This is a genomic window from Pseudomonas sp. FSL L8-0168 (assembly GCF_037976155.1).
Lineage (GTDB): Bacteria > Pseudomonadota > Gammaproteobacteria > Pseudomonadales > Pseudomonadaceae > Aquipseudomonas > Aquipseudomonas paracarnis.
In genome coordinates this window covers 2977429-2995086 of the sequence record NZ_CP150262.1, presented here as the reverse complement: position 1 = coordinate 2995086, position 17658 = coordinate 2977429, and the positions used below count along the sequence as shown (strand labels likewise).

The 17658-nt window shown below is 62.3% G+C and carries 14 protein-coding genes; 4 read left to right on the top strand and 10 right to left on the bottom strand.

From position 1 onward, the window contains the following. Positions 1 to 9: 9 nt before the first annotated feature. Genes MHH62_RS13305 through cpaB form a run of 4 tightly spaced genes read right to left on the bottom strand, consistent with a single transcriptional unit; the run spans position 10 to position 4637 of the window. Positions 10 to 1281 (bottom strand): CpaF family protein, encoded by a 1272-nt coding sequence (locus MHH62_RS13305; protein WP_014716751.1) that lies wholly within the window; start codon positions 1279 to 1281, stop codon positions 10 to 12. Beyond that, positions 1278 to 2471: a hypothetical protein gene (locus tag MHH62_RS13300; protein WP_019818342.1), complete on the bottom strand. Its 1194-nt coding sequence runs from the start codon at positions 2469 to 2471 to the stop codon at positions 1278 to 1280. The genes MHH62_RS13305 and MHH62_RS13300 overlap by 4 nt, the downstream gene beginning before the upstream one ends. Further along, entirely contained in the window at positions 2468 to 3673 is a 1206-nt protein-coding gene (locus tag MHH62_RS13295) for a type II and III secretion system protein family protein (protein WP_014716753.1), read from the bottom strand. Before MHH62_RS13295 ends, MHH62_RS13300 begins: the two co-directional genes overlap by 4 nt. Positions 3674 to 3692: 19 nt before the next feature. Next, positions 3693 to 4637 carry a Flp pilus assembly protein CpaB gene (gene cpaB, locus MHH62_RS13290; protein WP_137271577.1) on the bottom strand — a complete coding sequence of 315 codons (945 nt, stop codon included), beginning with the start codon at positions 4635 to 4637 and terminating at the stop codon, positions 3693 to 3695. Between the two features lie 336 nt (positions 4638 to 4973). Here cpaB and MHH62_RS13285 point away from each other — a divergent pair, with 336 nt between their 5' ends. Both MHH62_RS13285 and MHH62_RS13280 read left to right on the top strand, forming a co-directional pair. After that, complete coding sequence (locus MHH62_RS13285) at positions 4974 to 5171, top strand: Flp family type IVb pilin (RefSeq protein WP_003188231.1); 198 nt, start codon at positions 4974 to 4976, stop codon at positions 5169 to 5171. Between the two features lie 53 nt (positions 5172 to 5224). Beyond that, positions 5225 to 5629, top strand: a complete 405-nt coding sequence (locus tag MHH62_RS13280) for a response regulator (RefSeq protein ID WP_072434937.1) — start codon at positions 5225 to 5227, stop codon at positions 5627 to 5629. Positions 5630 to 6263: 634 nt separating this feature from the next. Here the strand turns inward: MHH62_RS13280 and MHH62_RS13275 are convergent. The 4 genes from MHH62_RS13275 to MHH62_RS13260 all read right to left on the bottom strand — a co-directional run bounded on the left by MHH62_RS13275 (position 6264) and on the right by MHH62_RS13260 (position 12457). Further along, on the bottom strand, positions 6264 to 7946 hold the full coding sequence (locus MHH62_RS13275) for a POTRA domain-containing protein (protein ID WP_330209897.1): 1683 nt from the start codon (positions 7944 to 7946) through the stop codon (positions 6264 to 6266). A 186-nt stretch (positions 7947 to 8132) separates the two neighbouring features. Further along, on the bottom strand, positions 8133 to 9950 hold the full coding sequence (locus MHH62_RS13270; protein ID WP_081088342.1) for a collagen-like triple helix repeat-containing protein: 1818 nt from the start codon (positions 9948 to 9950) through the stop codon (positions 8133 to 8135). 303 nt (positions 9951 to 10253) lie between these two features. Then, entirely contained in the window at positions 10254 to 11102 is an 849-nt protein-coding gene (locus MHH62_RS13265) for a MaoC/PaaZ C-terminal domain-containing protein (RefSeq protein ID WP_020301947.1), read from the bottom strand. Between the two features lie 2 nt (positions 11103 to 11104). Then, positions 11105 to 12457 carry a 3-oxoacyl-ACP reductase gene (locus MHH62_RS13260; protein WP_014716759.1) on the bottom strand — a complete coding sequence of 451 codons (1353 nt, stop codon included), beginning with the start codon at positions 12455 to 12457 and terminating at the stop codon, positions 11105 to 11107. Between the two features lie 113 nt (positions 12458 to 12570). Between MHH62_RS13260 and MHH62_RS13255 the strand changes: the two genes are divergently transcribed. Together MHH62_RS13255 and MHH62_RS13250 are read left to right on the top strand one after the other, a co-directional pair. Next, positions 12571 to 13848 (top strand): acetyl-CoA C-acetyltransferase, encoded by a 1278-nt coding sequence (locus MHH62_RS13255; protein WP_014716760.1) that lies wholly within the window; start codon positions 12571 to 12573, stop codon positions 13846 to 13848. Between the two features lie 134 nt (positions 13849 to 13982). After that, positions 13983 to 14882 (top strand): PA4780 family RIO1-like protein kinase, encoded by a 900-nt coding sequence (locus MHH62_RS13250; protein WP_014716761.1) that lies wholly within the window; start codon positions 13983 to 13985, stop codon positions 14880 to 14882. 132 nt (positions 14883 to 15014) lie between these two features. On the opposite strand, the gene cueR is transcribed toward MHH62_RS13250, so the two are convergent. Further along, complete coding sequence (gene cueR, locus MHH62_RS13245; protein ID WP_014716762.1) at positions 15015 to 15416, bottom strand: Cu(I)-responsive transcriptional regulator; 402 nt, start codon at positions 15414 to 15416, stop codon at positions 15015 to 15017. Further along, the gene (locus MHH62_RS13240) at positions 15413 to 17614 is read right to left on the bottom strand and encodes a heavy metal translocating P-type ATPase (protein ID WP_339233020.1); all 2202 of its coding nucleotides are present in this window, start codon (positions 17612 to 17614) and stop codon (positions 15413 to 15415) included. Before MHH62_RS13240 ends, cueR begins: the two co-directional genes overlap by 4 nt. Positions 17615 to 17658 lie beyond the last annotated feature (44 nt).

Sequence of the window (17658 nt, the reverse complement as noted above, 5' to 3'; positions counted from 1 at the left end):
AAGCCCTCTCTACAACGGCAATGCCGATTCACGCCGCAGCTTGTCGCCGGCCGGGTTGAGCGCTTCGCGCAGGAAGCCAAAACCGGTACGGCGGTCGAGGCGGAACAGGGTGTTGGTGACATACACGTCGTCGCGCACGCCCACCACTTCTACCACCTCGCTGACGCAACGGCGCCCATCGGGCAGGCGCGTCAACTGGATCACCACATCCAGTGCGGCGCAGATCATCTGCCGCAGGGTTTTCTCCGCCACCACACGGCCGGTCAGACCCACCAGGGTTTCCAGGCGCAATAGCGCGTCCTGGGCATTGTTGGCGTGCACGGTGCTCATGGAACCGTCATGGCCGGTGTTCATGGCCGTCATTACGTCGAGCACTTCGACGCCACGGATCTCGCCAAGGATGATGCGGTCCGGGCGCATCCGCAGGGCGTTGCGAATCAGGTCGCTGGCCTTGACCTCGCCATGCCCCTCGGCATTGGGCGGGCGGGTTTCCAGGCGCACCACGTGGGGGTGGCCCAGTTGCAGCTCGGCCACGTCTTCGATGGTGACCAGGCGTTCGTGGGGGTTGATCAATTGGCTGAGGATATTGAGTAGCGTGGTCTTGCCGGTGCCTGTGCCGCCACTGATGAGGATATTGCAGCGCTTGCCCACCGCTTCCTGGAAGAACTCGAAAATAGGGTGGTCGATGGTCTGCATCGCCACCAGGTCGCTGCTCTTGAGCATGTCCTTGCGAAACTTGCGGATCGACAGGCAGGGGCCGTCCAGGGCAATCGGCGGGATGATCGCATTGACCCGGCTGCCATCTGGCAAGCGCGCATCGACCATCGGTGACGACTCATCCAGGCGCCTTCCAAGGGGCGCGAGAATGCGCTGCATGACGCGTTCTACATGGTGCGCGTCGATAAAACGCAGATCGCTCTGATGGAGTACTCCGTCACGCTCGATAAACACCCGGTGCGGGCCGTTGACCAGAATCTCGGTGATCGACACATCGCGCAGCAGCACTTCCAGCGGGCCGAAGCCAGTCAGCTCGTCGACGATTTCCTCGGCCAGGCGCTCCATTTCATAGCGCGAGATCGCCAGGTGCATGCGCGTGATGTATTCGGCCACTTTGTCGATGACAAATTGCGCCAGGGATTGGCGCGAGCCTTCCAGCAGATTCTGGCCCGACTCTTCGATGGCATCGATGATGTAGCGATGCAGCACCAGTTTCAGGCCATCATGGTCGTTGTGCGCGGCGCTTCCACGGGCCGGGGCGCCGAAGAGTTTTTCGCCGTTCATCGACTCGCCCCCAGCAGGCGTTCGAACCAGCGTGTCGAGGGTTTATCCAAGCCTTCGGTACGTTTGGCCAGGCGCTCGCCCAGGTGACGCAGGGCTTGGGTCAAGGCTTCGCGGGGGGCCAGGGTGAACAGGCTTTGCCCCTGGTTTTTGGCGTTCAGGCGCACTTCCGGGCTCAGGGGCAGCACGGCGATGCACTCCAGGCCGAAGCTTTTTTCCAGGGCTTCGGTGTCGGGGGCACAGGCTTTGATGTAGCGATCGACGAGCAGCTTGGCATGGTCGAGCTTCATGCCTTTTTCGCGCCACAGGTTCAGCACCGCCAGGTTACGCCGACAGTCGAGCACGCCCTGGTCGGTGCACCACAGCAACTTGTCGCAGTGGCTGACAAAGGTACGCAGGGCTTCGCTGTCCGCTTGCCCGGTGAGGTTGACCACGATGTGCTGGAAATGCTGGCGCAAGGCGCTGAGCAACATGTACAGCTCGGCGGCGCTGGTCATTTCCAAGGGTTCATCGCTGGCGGCGTAGGCAAGGATCCGCAGGCCGTCGTCGGTGCTGGTGAAGGCGCTGTTGATGAGCGTGGCGTCCAGGCGGCGCAGGTGGCGCAAGGCGTCGCCGAAATTGAAGGTGCTGTCCAGGCCCAGCAGCGCCAGGCTGTCGCCCCTGGGCAGGCCGAGGTCGAGCATCAGCGTCTGCTGGCCGCTTTTTTGTACCACCATCGCCAAGTGACTTGCCAGCAAGGCGCCATCGGTGTTGCCCTGGGCACCGTAGAGCACGGTGAGGCCGCCGAGGTGGGCGTTCGGCGCGGTGGGCGGCAAGCGCTTGCTCAGGCGCCGCACCAGCCCGGCCACTTCGCTGGAGCGCGAGCCATAGGCGACAAAATCCCGCGCACCGGCACGCATGGCGTTGAGCACCAACTGGTTGTCCATGCCGTCGCCCAAGGCCACCACCGCCAACATCGGCTTGGCTTCCAGGGCGCCTTCGATCAAGGCGCTCTGAGCCACCAGGTGTTCACGGTCCAGGCCCACGAACACCAGGTTGGCGAAGGTCACGTCCACCAGTGCCAGCAATTCATCGAGGCTGCCGCCGCCCACGCTGATCACTTGGCCAAGGGGCGCCAGTGCACCTTGGAGCCATTCCAGGTCGGTGCTGTTGCGGGTGATTGCCAGGAAGGTCTGGCTCAGGCTATCGCTCATTGGGAAAGTCCACTGCGACGGTCGAAGTTGCCGTTTTCCAGGAAGAACAGCCGGAACCAATTCGGGTCATAGGTGCGCAGTTTCTCGCCGGGCAGCGACGGCAACTGCGCATTGGCAGCCAGTGGCTGGACCAGATGCGGCGTGACAATCATCAGCAGTTCTTTTTCTTCGCTGTTGATATTGGAGTCGCGGAAAAACGCACCAAGGATCGGGATATCGCCCAGGCCCGGGAGCTTGGCGATGGTGGAGCGGTTGGTGCTGCTGATCAGGCCGCTGATCACAAAGCTTTCGCCATCGGCCAGTGACACACTGGTGTCGGTGCGTCGGACGGTCAGGGCAGGCACCTGGATGCCCTCAATCCGGATCGCGTTGTTGTAGTCCAGCTCGCTGACTTCCGGGGCGACCTTCAAGGCGATGCGGTTGTGGTCGATGACCGTGGGCGTGAGGGTCAGGCGAATGCCAAACTCCTTGTACTCAATGGTGATGGTATCGCTGCCGGCACTGGGCACCGGAATCGGCACTTCGCCGCCGGCCAGGAAGGTTGCGCTCTGGCCGCTCATGGCCACCAGGCTCGGGCGTGCGAGGGTGTAGGCGAAGCCACTGCTTTCCAGGGCGTTGATCAGCGCCTTGACCCGGCCACCGCCAAAACCGATGTTGAAGCTGTCAGCGCTCACCGGCAATTTGAAGATGCCCTCTGAAGGGGACAGCAAGCTTGGGCTGCCGAGGAAGAAATTGTTGCCCATGCCCAGGATCTTGGTGCTGGCTTCCTTGAGCTTGGTGCGGCTGACCTCGACGAAGCGAATATCGGTCTGCACCTGGCTGGGCAGCGTCGGGTCTTCGGAGGGCGACAGCGATTGGCTGGTCAGCGCCGAGGTGGCCTTGCCTTTAACGAACACCATGCTCTGACGCGGCGTGGTCGAGCAGCCGGTCCACACCATCAGGCTGGTGGCACCGCTGCCGACACCGGTGAGCAGAAAGTGGCGGTCGCCGTTGACCCGCACGTCGGCGATTTTCGGATCGCCGATAGCCAGGCGTGTAATCGCTACCGGCGATTGCAGCTCGGTCTGCAAGCCTTCGCCCACCTCGATCACAGCGGGCAGTTGGCCCAGGGTGTTGCAGTTGCCCGATGCGCCCATCGCCATGCCCAGGGGCAGGCACGGCAGCATCAAGGCCAAGGCCAATTGAGCGTAGCGTTGGCTCATTCAAGGCATCCTTGTTCAATCAGGGGGTAGGTTGTGCCGCCGCCGCGCCGCGAATCACTTCGACGCCCCGACGCTGGCCGGTGTCGGCCACCGCGGGGGTGATTTTTTTTGGCGGGCCGCTGAGGGCCAATTGGGTGAATTGGTAGAGGTCGCGGTTGGCGCTTTGCACCTTGTCCGGGGTGTCGCTTTCGCCGGCCCAGTAGCGGCTGAGCAATTGTTCGTCGGCACTGCGCACGGCCAGGCGCAGCGTGCCGGCTTGGGAGGCGAGCATCAGCCGGCTCAGCAAGGGTTCGGGCACCGCCAGCACCACACTGCGCGCGGCAGTGCGGCGTTGGGCAGCCTGGGCGCGTTCTTCGGCGGTGCCGGGTGGCGGTACGGCCGGGGTGCCGTCGTTGGCCAAGCCCAACTGGTCGCCGACGCTGAGCAGGCGAATCGCTGGGATGACCACCTGCGCCGACTGCTCGGCATTGGCATTGTCCTGGCGCAAGAACAGCAAGACATCGACGTAATCGCCGGGGCTCAACTGGCCACCGGCACCGATGACCTCATCGACGGCGACGGCCAGTGCGCGTTCGTTTGTACGAATCATGCGGGCCAGGGGGCCGCCGGCGGTGAAGCTCTCATCATTGAGCCAGGTGCCGGCACCCAGGGCCCGCAAGGGCGTGCGGCCGATGGCTTGGTCAACGCTGGTCAGGCTGCCAGCCGGCACGGTGCGCAGTTTTTCCACGGCGACATCGGCAGCGGTGAGGGGCACAAAAGGCGCAACCGCGTGCACCAGCACCACGACCGGCTGGCGGGTCTGGTCTTCCACGACAGCAACGGTTTTTTCAACGGAAATGACAGGTGCTGGCGAGGGCGCTACGGCGGGTGCCTGCGGACGGCTCAGCACCAGGCCCCAATACCCTGCAACCAGGGCTCCGATAAGCAGCAAGCCAGCCAGGACCATGCTGATACGACTGTTCATGACGGCGCTCCCTATCCTGTTGCACTGCTTTTATTCCCGTTAATCCAAACGAGTTAAATTCGCAACTGGGCTGTGATGAACAACTAACGATTTGGCTATTTGAAGGTAGCCCAGCTAGGACAAATTGCCATTACTGAATGAAAAATTTATCTGCGCGGTTAAAGCGGGGGCTGTAAATAACGGATTTGTGGGGCTGGCGCGGCGACTAATACTTTATGATTAATTCGTTCTTACAGTTGTGAGTGTTAAATTTGTTGACAATGCTCTAGTGGCACACGGCAATCATTGTGCGGGCCAGCTGTATCGGCGCTTTGTGGCGCATGAAGGAGATCTCATATGATCCTTGACCTGTTCTTGAAATTTTACATTCACGCTCAGTTATTCCTGCGCCGTAGAGACGGGGCGTCGGCCATTGAATATGTGATTATTGTGGCGATAGTTGCGTTGGTTATCATTGGCTTTGGCACTGGACTTGGCGATAAAATCAAAGGTGTCTTCCAGAAAGTGTCAGACGCCTTGCCGGCGGCGACTTAACATGCAGCGTTGTCTGTAATTGTTTTGGCGATTCTCTTTATAAGGTACCGCCCATGACCCACCCTTCGTCATCCCGCCAACAAATCCTATTGGTGGATGACGAGGAGGATGCGCTGATCGAGTTGGCCGAATCCCTCGAAAACGAGGGATTCGTCTGTTTTACCGCGACTTCCGTCACCTTCGCCTTGCAAGAATTGACACTTCACCCCGATATCGCCCTGGTCATCACCGATCTGCGCATGCCCGAGGAAAGCGGTATCTCCTTGATCAAGCGCCTGCGCGAACACACCTCACGCTCGCATTTGCCTGTGATCGTGATGTCTGGCCATGCGGAAATGGATGATGTCAGCGATATGCTGCGCTTGCAGGTGCTGGATCTGTTTCGCAAGCCGATCTACCTGGCTCGCTTGCTCGATACCCTCAATAGCCTGTTTCCCCTCTCTACACCTGGTCGGTAACGGACCGGCACCGCTTATCAAATGTGGGAGCTGGCTCGCCTGCGATAGCGGTGGTTCAGTTAAAGATTCATTGACTGACACACTGCCTTCGCGAGCAAGCCCGCTCCCACATTTGGCTCGTGGGGTGCCAGGCACTTAGTCGCCGACTGTCCGGCCCTCATCGCAGGCAAGCCAGCTCCCACCGTTTGATCGCGGGGGCTCAGGTAGAGGGGGTTCGGCTGTCAGGTCGCTGGGATCTGTGTCGGGCACTGATTCTGTGAGCAACACAGACCCTTGTGGGAGCTGGCTTGCCTGCGATAGCGGTGGTTCAGTTAAAGATTCATTGACTGACACACTGCCTTCGCGAGCAAGCCCGCTCCCACATTTGGCTCGTGGGGTGCCAGGCACTTAGTCGTCGACTGTCCGGCCGTCATCGCAGGCAAGCCAGCTCCCACCGTTTGATTGCGGGGGCTCAGGTAGAGGGGGTTCGGCTGTCAGGTCGCTGGGATCTGTGTCGGGCACTGATTCTGTGAGCAACACAGACCCTTGTGGGAGCTGGCTTGTCTGCGATAGCGGTGGTTCAGTTAAAGATTCATTGACTGACACACTGCCTTCGCGAGCAAGCCCGCTCCCACGTTGATTACAGGTGCCCTCATCACAGTTGATAACTGAAACTCAGCGTATATCGCGGCCTGCGATTAAAGCTGTCCAGGGCGATATCCGACATTGGCTTGGCCGCCTCCAGCGCGATGTTGTAGTACTTCTTGTCGCCAAAACGTAAACCCACCGCCGCCGAGGACATGTCGTTGGCCTTGACCGGCAGGTCGTTGAACCAGGATTTGGCGCGGTCGACTACGACGTAGGGTTGCAGGATCTTCACCCAGTTGCCGGTGCGGTTGAAGCTGTAGTTGACCTCGTACGCCACCCCCCAGCCCTTGTCGCCCGAGCCTTGGTCGTCCGGGTAGCCACGGCCGAAATTCTGCCCGCCGAAGGTCACGCGTTCGCTGTCGGGCAGGGTGTTGTCGCTCCAGTACAGCGCACCGGACAACACGCCTTGCCAGTTGTCGAAGAACTTGTCGCTTTGCACGCCGGAAAGGCGCAGGCGGAAGAAGTCGAGGTCGGGTTTGGCCACGCCCAGGTCACTGCGGGCCTTGGCGCCCAGACCGTCGATGCCCTGGTACAGACCACCACTGATGATGCGCAGGCGTTGCGCGTCGGCTTTGCGCCAATCGCCTTCGAAGGCCAGGGCGCGCAGGTTGGATTCGATGTCGAAACGCAGCGGGTAGCCCACCAGTTTATAGCGCGTGGTCTGGTCGACCGCGTACAGGCGCGTGCCCAGGGTGAGCGACTCGGTGGGGGAGGCGATGAACGGATGGCTCAGGCCAATGGAGTAGCGGTCTATGGACTGGTGCGGCTTGAGTTCGAAACCGCCGTCCAGTTGCACGCTGCTGTTGGGGTCGGCGCGATAGCGTTCGGCGGCGAGTGCCAGTTGGGTGCCCTCGGCGTTGATGAACTGGTTGTAGTCCACACGGTAGTAGTGTTCTTTGTCCTCGCCGGGTGGGAACAGGCCGCTGACGCTGAGCTGCTCGCCCATGGACGTCTGGGAATTGCTGGTGGCGCTCAGCAACGCTTGCGTGCCGCCACGGCTTTTTTGCACCAGGCTCATGCTGGTGGTGAAAGGTTTGCGGCTGGCCTGGATCTGCATGTGCGTGGCGCCATCAGTGGTGCCCGGTGGCGGTACTTGCGCCTGTACGCTGAGGCCGGGGATGCGGCTCATCAGCGTGGTGTAGCGCTCGAAAGTCTTGCGGGTCAGCGGGCGCTCAGCCAGGAGCTTCTGCGCGAGTTTATCGACGTAGGCCGACACCGAACCGATGTCGCCGGTTTGTTGATAGTCCTTGATGTAGCCCTCCACCAGTACCACGCGGACCAGGCCGTTTTCGAAATTCTGTTGCGGCAGGAACGCGTAGGACAGCAGGTAGCCATCCTCCTGGTAACGGCGGGTGATCCCACGGGTCGCTTCAATCAGTTGGGCGAGGTTGGTTTCTCGTCCAATCAACGGCGCATACACCTGTGCCGTCTCGGCGAGCGGGTAGACCGTTCCGCCTTCGATCTGCAACTTTCGAATAGTGACCTTGGTGTCCATCAACAGCGGCTGACCGGCAGTCGGTGGCGCTTCAGGTACCTGGGTTTTCGACGAGGGTGGTCGGTAGGCGTCGGCGGGCAGGTTGGGCACCGGCAGGGTGCGGACAGTGTCGTTGCTGTTAAGAAAGCTGGGAAGGGTCTCGGCCTGGACGTAGGCACTGAGGGTGAGCAATAACAACGGCGTCAACACGCGCATAGGACACTCCATGGTCAACTGCAGCAGCGCTTCGGGCCCGCCGGGTTCTGGGACTCGGTTCGGGAGGGTGGCGATTGATAAAGCGTGTCGCCGCCCATAAAAAAGACGAGAGACTTATTAAAGGTCTCTCGTCTCAACCAAGCGTAGGCGCTGTAGGGGAGGCCGTCTAATCGGCCAGGTGCATTTCTATTTGCCGGTCAGGCCGTTCAACAAACCGCCCAGACCGCCAGTGGCCGTAGTGCCGCCTGTGGTTGTGGCCGTGCCGGTTGCTGTGGCGGTGGTGCCGATATTCAGGCCACCGAGCAAACCACCGCTGGTGCCGCCAGTGGTGCCGCCCGTCACCAGGCCACCCACCGAGGCGACGGTGCCGCCGACCGCTGTGACGGTGGTGCCTACCGCGTTGGTGATCGGGTTGGCGTTGGCCGCCGTCAGGTTGGTACCCAAGCTGCTGACTGCGCCGCCGACTTGAGTGACCAAACCATTCACCGGAGCACCCACACCGGTAGTCGTGCCGATGGTTTGCGTCAGGTTGGTGACGCCGCTGGTCACAGGGTTGAGCGCTGCGCCGACATTGGCCGCCACGGTGGCGACCGGTGCGGTAGCTGCGGTGTTTGCTACACCTGTGCCACCCAGCACAGTGCCCAGCGACGCAACGGTGCCGCCGACTGCACCACCGGTCACACCCGCTGCACTGACAGTGCCGTTGGTGTTGCCCACGTTCAGGCCGGTACCCACGTTAGCCACCAGGCCACCCACCAGCTCTGGAATGCCGGGAGCCGAGGTGCCACCGGTTGGGGCCACATAACCGCCCGATTTATCCAGTGTGCCACCGACGCCAGTGAGCACGGTGCCGACAATACCGGTGACCGGGTTGCCCGTGCCGCCAGTGCTGGCGACTTGAGTACCCAGGCCAGTGACAGCCGAACCGACTTTATCCAGTACGCCATTGAGTGGAGCGCCCAGGCCGGTTGCGTTGCCCAGGTTGCCGGTGGTGTTTTCCACCAGCGACACTACAGGCACCACTACTTTGCTGCCTAAGGTATTGGTCAATGAACCCAGTGGGCCCGTGGTGCTGGCCGTGCTGAGGGTATCGCCGAGCATGGTGACGGTGGTGCCGACTTTATCCACAACGCCACCTACCGCAGTGCCTACTCCGCCTGTCACACCGCCGACGACGGGTACTCCCCCGAGGGTGGTTGACAGTGATTGGCCGGTGGTCGAGAGGCCGCCGCCCAAATCGGCCACCCCATTACCTACGCCTGCTACCGTGGTGCCCAGGGAGTTGGTGTTGGTGCCCAGTGAGCCCAAGCCGGCGGTTACGCCAGTGCCGATGCTGTTAACAGCGGTGCCTGCCGAGGTGACCAGGCCGCCAGCGGTTGCGCCGACGATGGGTACGCCATTCAACGTCGAACCCAGGTTACCGACCGCTGTACCGACATTGCCGACTGTGGTGCCAAGGGTGCCGGCGATCTGGCCGGTGACCAGTGGGGTGGTTGTCGAACCAGTGCCGCCGCCAGTGCCGCCGCCAGTGCCGCCACCAGTACCGCCACCAGTACCACCGCCAGTGCCGCCGCCGGTGCCGCCACCAGTACCACCGCCAGTGCCGCCGCCGGTGCCGCCACCAGTACCACCGCCAGTACCGCCGCCGGTGCCGCCGCCAGTGCCGCCACCAGTACCACCGCCAGTGCCGCCGTCACCACCGCCCGTGCCACCACCGGTTCCACCGCCAGTGCCGCCGTCACCGCCGCCCGTGCCACCACCGGTTCCACCGCCAGTGCCGCCGTCACCGCCGCCTGTGCCACCACCGGTCCCACCGCCTGTACCGCCATCACCGCCACCAGTACCTCCACCTGTGCCGCCTCCGGCGCCTGCACCCGCATCCGGCGATGACGCCGCCACGCTGGATTTATGCCCGCCACCACCGCTGCTGCAGCCGCCCAGGCTCATTGCCAGAACGAGGGCCAGCGCGGTACTTGCTTTCCAAAACACGACTTGAGTTTTCATGATTGAGTTCCTTGCACCTGGTACAACCTTGGTTGTTTCAAACCCTCGTTATTTCTTTGGATAACAATAGGTTTGTCCGTGTGGCTATCTCAGGCCAGGGCACTCTTTCACGCAATGCTCAACTTGGTATTAACGATTTATATACACCCGGGCTTAGTCGGCTTAGGAACTAATACCAAAGGTGTAATGGGAGGGTGTTTCGGATTGTTTAGATGATTAAAATCAAAGGCTTATAAAAAAGCGGCGGACCTCTCAAGGTCCGCTATAACTTAGGGTGTATATATACAATTAATCAGGGGGTTTTCAGGAAATCGGCTGCCACTTGCCCCGCATGTGTTGAATATCCCCAGCGCCTTTGAGTTCCAACCCTCCGCTGGAACCGGCCGCGCTACTTATTAATATCACTTCACTGGGCAGGCGCACCGGCTTCATGAACTCGACGTCAATTTCAATATTGGCGGCCGGCAAGTGTTCTGCCAGCGCCGCGAGGGTGCGGGCCTTGTTCCACAACCCGTGGGCGATGGCCTGGGGAAAACCGAACAGCTTGGCGGTAGGCGCACTAAGGTGGATGGGGTTGTAGTCGCCAGACACGCGTGCGTAGCGGCGGCCTATGTCAGTGGGCGCTTTCCAGCGCGTCAATTCGGTGAGCGTGCCTGGGGTTTGCAATCCGCTCTCCAGGGCTTCGCCTTCCAGCTTCACGCCCCGGCATAACATTTGGCTTTCGGCTTCCCACAAGAGCCCAAGGGCATCCTCTATAACGGTGACGATGTCAAAGGTGGCCCCCTTGGGATGGGGGCTGAGATTGCGTGCGTAGACACCGACACTCACGTCACCGACTCCACCCAAAGGCCGATGAATACGGATGCGATTGCGCAGGTGGATCAACCCCAGCAGTGGAAATGGAAAAGTCTTGTCCGTCAGCAATTGCAGTTGCAGGCCGAACGCGAGGATATGCGGATAAGTCGCGGGCAGCATCGGGCTGTCAGCAAAGCCGCATACCTTGCGATAAGCCGCAACCGCGCCGGGATTGACACTTATCCGGCAGCGCAACCCACGTTCGGGCAATGTGCTGCCGGTGATCTTGCGCTTGAGCGCCGCGCGCCAATACAGCGGCAGTAGAGACGGGGTGCTGTCCAACGTTTGCCATTGCATGCTTACGCTCCCAGAAGACTTTGCCCACACACTCGCAGCGTCTGGCCGCTGACCGCACCGGAGCCCGGCTGGCTCAGCCAGGCGACGGCTTCGGCTACATCCTGGGGCAAGCCACCTTGACCCAGGGAACTCATGCGGCGCCCGGCCTCACGCAGGGCGAAGGGGATATGCGCGGTCATCTGGGTTTCGATAAACCCAGGCGCAACGGCGTTGATGCTGATCCCACGTTCCTTCAACAGCGGCGCCCAGGCTTGAGCCAGGCCGATCAATCCGGCCTTGCTTGCGGCATAGTTGGTTTGCCCACGATTGCCGGCGATGCCACTGATGGAGGCCAGCAACACCACCCGAGCGTTGTTTTGCAGGGTGTCGTTGTCGAGCAGGGCCTTGGTCAGCACTTGCGCAGCCTTGAGGTTGACCGCCAGCACTGCGTCCCAGTATTCCGGGGTCATGTTGGCCAGGGTTTTGTCGCGGGTGATGCCGGCGTTGTGCACCAGGATGTCGAGCCCGTCTGGCAGGTGCTCGATCAGTTGGCGTGCGGCATCTTCAGCGCAGATATCCAGCACCACCGTGCGCGCATTCAGGCGTGCGGCCAGGGCTTCAAGGTCGGCCTTGGCCTGGGGCACATCGAGCACAATGACCTCGGCGCCGTCGCGGGCCAGGGTTTCGGCGATGGAGGCACCGATGCCTCGAGCGGCGCCGGTAACCAATGCCTTGCGCCCGGCCAGCGGGCGCGTCCAATCTTGCACCGGGGTATCGCAGGCCGCCAGGCGAATCACCTGGCCGGAGATATAAGCGCTTTTGGGCGAGAGGAAAAACCGCAGCGCGCCTTCCAACTGGTCTTCGGCGCCGTCGCCCACGTACAGCAACTGCAGCACGCCACCGCTGCGCAGCTCCTTGGCCAGGGAGCGGCTGAAGCCTTCCAGGGCGTGCTGGGCGCTAGCGGCGAAGGGGTCGCTGAGGCTTTCCGGCGCTCGGCCAAGGATTACCAAGTGTGCACTGTGGTCGAGATTTTTCAGCAGCGGTTGGAAGAATTCGCGCAGTTGCTTGAGCTGCTCGGTGTGTTGCAAAGCACTGGCGTCGAACACCACCGCCTTGAGCTTGGGGCCGTGTCCTGGAATCCACGCGGGCGCTGTCGAGGCTTCGGCGCCGTAGCTGTAGACGGCGTCGGTGAGTCGGTTGGCAAATGCCAGCACCTGGGTTGCCAATGCGCCACCGCCCAGCAGCAGGGCGCCTTCGACCGGGCGCAGGCGTCCGGCTTGCCAGCGTTCCAGGCGTACCGGTGACGGCAGGCCAATGGCGGCGACCAGGCGATGGCCGAGGCTTGAGTTGGCGAAGTCGATATAACGGTCAGACATGGAACGCTCTCCGAAGGCTGGGGTTCAAAGGTTGACCACCCTGGGGTGGCAGTCGTTCGATTGAGCCTAGGCTAGGCTTGATGATTCCACCCACCACCACAAGGGAGCTTTCCATGACTCAATTGCGCCGTGTAGCGATCATTGGCGGTAACCGCATTCCTTTCGCCCGTTCCAATGGCCCCTATGCCACGGCGAGTAACCAGGCGATGCTGACTGCCGCGCTGGAGGGCCTGATCGAGCGCTACAACCTGCACGGCCTGCGCATGGGCGAGGTGGCCGCCGGCGCGGTGCTCAAGCATTCCCGTGATTTCAACCTGACGCGTGAATGCGTGCTCGGCTCGCGCCTGTCACCGCAAACCCCTGCGTACGACATCCAGCAAGCCTGCGGCACCGGGCTGGAGGCGGCGCTGCTGGTGGCCAATAAAATCGCCCTGGGCCAGATCGAATGCGGCATTGCCGGCGGGGTGGACACCACCTCGGATGCACCGATTGGTGTGAATGAAGGGCTGCGCAAGATCCTGCTGCAAGCCAACCGCAGCAAATCCCTGGGAGATAGATTAAAACTCCTGTTACAACTTCGTCCTCATCACCTCAAGCCGGAACTGCCGCGCAACGGCGAACCGCGCACCGGTTTGTCCATGGGTCAGCACTGCGAGCTGATGGCCCAGACCTGGCAGATCCCCCGCGCCGAGCAGGACCAGCTTGCGCTGGAGAGCCACCAGAAGATGGCGGCGGCCTACGCCGAAGGCTGGCACAACGATTTGCTCACGCCCTTTCTCGGCCTCACCCGCGACAACAACCTGCGCCCCGACCTGACCCTGGAAAAACTCGCCAGCCTCAAGCCGGCCTTCGAGCGCAGCGAAAAGGGCACGCTCACCGCCGGTAACTCCACGCCCCTGACCGATGGTGCCTCTCTGGTGCTGCTGGGCAGCGAGGCGTGGGCCAAGGAGCGCGGCCTGCCGATCCTGGCTTACCTGCGCGATGGCGAAGCAGCGGCGGTGGATTTCGTCCACGGCGCCGAGGGCCTGTTGATGGCGCCGGTGTATGCGGTGCCACGCTTGCTGGCGCGCAACGGCCTGACCTTGCAGGACTTTGATTACTACGAGATCCACGAGGCCTTCGCCGCCCAAGTGCTGTGCACGCTCAAGGCCTGGGAAGACGCCGACTATTGCAAGACCCGCCTGGGCCTGGACGCACCGCTGGGGTCGATCGACCGCAGCCGGCTCAACGTCAAGGGCAGTTCCCTGGCGGCGGGCCATCCGTTTGCCGCCACCGGTGGGCGGATCGTCGCCAACTTGGCTAAATTGTTGGATGCGGCGGGCAAGGGCCGTGGGCTGATTTCCATTTGTGCCGCCGGTGGCCAAGGCGTGACGGCGATTATCGAACGCTGATTGCCGACAAAATTGGCCCATTGAATGCATTCTCAAGGGGTCAGAGGTCAGTAGCCTCTCCCCCCGGCGAGCCGATTGCCGTATAACGAGTTCCACACGCGTGTTTGGTAATACAGGACCCACAATAAAAGCTGATGAAGACTCCTAAACGCATTGAACCCCTGATCGAAGACGGTCTGGTCGACGAAGTGCTGCGCCCTCTGATGAGTGGTAAAGAAGCAGCTGTTTATGTGGTGCGCTGCGGCAATGAATTGCGTTGCGCCAAGGTTTACAAGGAGGCGAATAAACGAAGTTTTCGTCAGGCATCCGAATACCAGGAAGGCCGTAAGGTCCGTAACAGCCGCCAGGCACGAGCCATGGCCAAGGGCTCCAAGTTCGGCAAGAAAGAAACCGAAGATGCCTGGCAGAACGCGGAAGTGGCGGCGCTGTTTCGCCTGGCCGGTGCGGGCGTTCGTGTGCCCCAGCCGTTCGACTTTCTCGAAGGCGTACTGTTGATGGAACTGGTGGCCGACGAATACGGCGATGCGGCGCCGCGTCTGAATGACGTCGTGCTGGAGCCGGACCAGGCGCGCGAATACCACGCCTTCCTGATCTCCCAGATCGTGCTGATGCTGTGCACCGGCCTGGTGCACGGTGACCTGTCCGAGTTCAACGTACTGCTCACGCCTACGGGCCCGGTAATCATCGACCTGCCCCAGGCGGTGGATGCGGCGGGCAACAACCACGCGTTCAGCATGCTGGAGCGCGACGTCGGCAACATGGCTTCCTACTTCGGGCGTTTTGCCCCGGAGTTGAAGAAGACCAAGTACGCCAAGGAAATGTGGGCGCTGTACGAAGCCGGCACCTTGCACCCGGCCAGTGTATTGACCGGTGAGTTCGACGAACCGGAAGAACTGGCGGATGTGGGCGGTGTGATCCGTGAAATCGAAGCGGCACGGCTGGATGAAGAGCGTCGCCAGGCGATTCGCGCGGCGGATGACGCGCCACCGAGCAAAGTGCCGGACGAGCCACCGCCGCCGCCTTGGATGCAGTAACTCCCACATTGATCGTTCCCACGCTCTGCGTGGGAATGCATCCCTGGACGCTCTGCGTCCCAAAGCGTGACGCGGAGCGTCGAAAGCGGCATTCCCACGCGGAGCGTGGGAGCGATCATTGCGTACGGTCTGTCAGGCGCAGCAATTGCCCGCGGCCAACTCCTTGAGGATCGGGCAATCGGGCCGGTGATCGCCTTGGCAGTGCTCCATCAGGTCCTGCAAGGTATCGCGTAGTTGCCCCAGCTCACGAATCTTGTGGTTCAGCTCGTCGATGTGCTGGCGCGCCAGGGCTTTTACGTCGGCGCTGGCCCGCTGCCGGTCCTCCCACAGGGTCAGCAACTTGCCGACTTCTTCCAGTGAAAACCCCAGGTCCCGCGAGCGCTTGATGAACGTCAGGGTGTGCAGGTCGTCGTGGCCGTACACCCGGTAGCCGCTGTCGGTGCGGTGGGCGGTTTTCAGCAGGCCAATGGCTTCGTAGTAGCGAATCATCTTCGCGCTTAGCCCGCTGGTGCGGGCGGCTTGGCCGATGTTCATGGGCGTTGATCCTCCAAGTCCTTGGGTTTCCAGGTTTTCAACAGCAGGGCGTTACTCACCACGCTGACGCTGGACAAGGCCATGGCGGCGCCAGCCAGTACCGGGTTGAGCAGGCCGAAGGCGGCCAGGGGAATGCCGATCAAGTTATACACAAAGGCCCAGAACAGATTCTGTCGAATTTTCGCGTAGGTCTTGCGGCTGATCTCCAGGGCGGCCGGCACCAGGCGCGGGTCGCCACGCATCAAGGTGATACCGGCGGCGTGCATGGCCACGTCGGTGCCGCCGCCCATGGCGATGCCGATATCGGCAGCGGCCAGGGCTGGTGCATCGTTGATACCGTCGCCGACCATGGCCACCACGCCGGTTTTTTTCAGCTCGGCCACGGCAGCGGCTTTATAGGCGGGCAGTACTTCGGCATGCACATCGTCGATGCCCAAGGCCTCGGCCACCACCCGTGCACTGCCGTGGTTATCGCCGGTGATCAGGTGGCTGCTGATGTGCTGCGCCTTGAGTTGTTGCACGGCTTGCAACGCGCCGGGCTTGAGCGTGTCGCCAAAGGCAAACAGCCCCAGCACGCGCGGCTGCGCACCTTGCTCGATCAGCCAGGACAAGGTGCGGCCTTCGGCTTCCCATTCCTTGGCACGCGGGCCCAAGTCGCCTGCGTCCAGGCCGGTTTCTTCCAGCAAGCGGCGATTGCCCAGAGCCAGTGGCCGACCGTCGAGCGTACCGGCAATGCCGCGCCCGGTGAGGGATTGGCTGGCGCTCACATCGGCCACGTCCAAGCCTTTTTCGCGGCAAGCATCCAGCACGGCCTTGGCCAGTGGGTGCTCACTGCCGCGCTGCAAGGCGCCGGCCTGTTGCAACAATAGGGCTTCGTCACCATCCACGGCCGCCAAATGCGCAATGTTGGGCGCGCCTGAGGTGAGGGTGCCGGTTTTGTCGAACACCACGGCGCTCACGGCGTGGGCACGCTCCAGGGCTTCGGCGTCCTTGATCAAAATGCCATGGCGCGCGGCGACGCCGGTGCCGGCCATGATCGCGGTCGGCGTGGCCAGGCCCAAGGCACAAGGGCAGGCGATCACCAATACGGCGACCGCATTGATGATGGCGGTTTCCAGGGAGGCGCCGTACAGCCACCAGCCCACCACGGTAATCAGCGCCAATACCAGCACGGCCGGCACGAACACCTGGCTGACTTTATCCACCAGTTTCTGAATCGGTGCCTTGGCGGCCTGGGCGTCTTCGACCAGGCGGATGATGCGCGCCAGCACACTTTCTGCGCCCAGGGCCAGGGTGCGCACCAGCAAACGGCCTTCACCGTTGATGGCGCCACCGGTGACCGCATCGCCGGGTTGTTTGGGCACCGGCAGGCTTTCGCCACTGATCAGCGCTTCATCGGCATGGCTCAGGCCTTCCACCACTTCACCGTCCACCGGGAAGCGTTCGCCGGGTTTGACCAGCACCAGGTCACCGTGCTTCAACGCACTGATGGCGACGTCTTCTTCGCGGCCGTCCTGCACGCGGATCGCCCGTTCCGGCCGCAAGGCTTCAAGGGCGCGGATGGCGCTGGCGGTCTGGCGCTTGGCGCGGCTTTCCAGGTATTTGCCCAGCAGCACCAGAGCGATCACCACCGCCGAGGCTTCGAAGTACAGGTGCGGCGTCACGCCTGGGGCGGCGGTGAGCCATTCGTAGATACTCAGGCCGTAGCCGGCACTGGTGCCGATCGCCACCAGCAGGTCCATATTGCCGGCGCCGGCGCGCACGGCTTTCCACGCGGCGACATAAAAGCGCGCGCCCAGGAGGAATTGCACCGGTGTGGCCAGGGCAAACTGTATCCAGGCGGGGAGCATCCAGTGCAGGCCGAAGGGTTCTACCAGCATCGGCAGCACCAAGGGCAACGCCAGCAAAATGCCCGCCACCAGCGACCAGCGCTCGCGGCGCAGGCGTCGGGCTTGATCGGCGTCGGTGGCGGTTTCGCTTTGGGGCAGGGTGGCGGTGTAGCCGGCTTTGTCAACAGCGGCGATCAGCACGCTGGGGTCCATCTGGCCCTGTACTTCGATGTGCGCGCGTTCATTGGCCAGGTTGACGCTGACACGTTGCACGCCCGGCACCTTGCCCAGCGCGCGTTCGACCCGCCCGGCACAGCTGGCACAGGTCATGCCGCCGATGGGCAGGTCAAAGGTGGTGGATCCATTCATGGGGCAGTCCTCCAGAAGAAGTTGCCACTAGGATCAACCTTAAC

What these genes read in the sequence shown, in the direction of transcription:
- MHH62_RS13275 (WP_330209897.1), bottom strand. Translation starts at nt 7,946, where the DNA reads ATGCGCGTGTTGACGCCGTTGTTATTGCTCACCCTCAGTGCCTACGTC.
- MHH62_RS13265 (WP_020301947.1), bottom strand. Translation starts at nt 11,102, where the DNA reads ATGCAATGGCAAACGTTGGACAGCACCCCGTCTCTACTGCCGCTGTAT.
- MHH62_RS13285 (WP_003188231.1), top strand. Translation starts at nt 4,974, where the DNA reads ATGATCCTTGACCTGTTCTTGAAATTTTACATTCACGCTCAGTTATTC.
- MHH62_RS13280 (WP_072434937.1), top strand. Translation starts at nt 5,225, where the DNA reads ATGACCCACCCTTCGTCATCCCGCCAACAAATCCTATTGGTGGATGAC.
- MHH62_RS13240 (WP_339233020.1), bottom strand. Translation starts at nt 17,614, where the DNA reads ATGAATGGATCCACCACCTTTGACCTGCCCATCGGCGGCATGACCTGT.
- cueR (WP_014716762.1), bottom strand. Translation starts at nt 15,416, where the DNA reads ATGAACATCGGCCAAGCCGCCCGCACCAGCGGGCTAAGCGCGAAGATG.
- MHH62_RS13305 (WP_014716751.1), bottom strand. Translation starts at nt 1,281, where the DNA reads ATGAACGGCGAAAAACTCTTCGGCGCCCCGGCCCGTGGAAGCGCCGCG.
- MHH62_RS13270 (WP_081088342.1), bottom strand. Translation starts at nt 9,950, where the DNA reads ATGAAAACTCAAGTCGTGTTTTGGAAAGCAAGTACCGCGCTGGCCCTC.
- MHH62_RS13300 (WP_019818342.1), bottom strand. Translation starts at nt 2,471, where the DNA reads ATGAGCGATAGCCTGAGCCAGACCTTCCTGGCAATCACCCGCAACAGC.
- MHH62_RS13255 (WP_014716760.1), top strand. Translation starts at nt 12,571, where the DNA reads ATGACTCAATTGCGCCGTGTAGCGATCATTGGCGGTAACCGCATTCCT.
- cpaB (WP_137271577.1), bottom strand. Translation starts at nt 4,637, where the DNA reads ATGAACAGTCGTATCAGCATGGTCCTGGCTGGCTTGCTGCTTATCGGA.
- MHH62_RS13295 (WP_014716753.1), bottom strand. Translation starts at nt 3,673, where the DNA reads ATGAGCCAACGCTACGCTCAATTGGCCTTGGCCTTGATGCTGCCGTGC.
- MHH62_RS13260 (WP_014716759.1), bottom strand. Translation starts at nt 12,457, where the DNA reads ATGTCTGACCGTTATATCGACTTCGCCAACTCAAGCCTCGGCCATCGC.
- MHH62_RS13250 (WP_014716761.1), top strand. Translation starts at nt 13,983, where the DNA reads ATGAAGACTCCTAAACGCATTGAACCCCTGATCGAAGACGGTCTGGTC.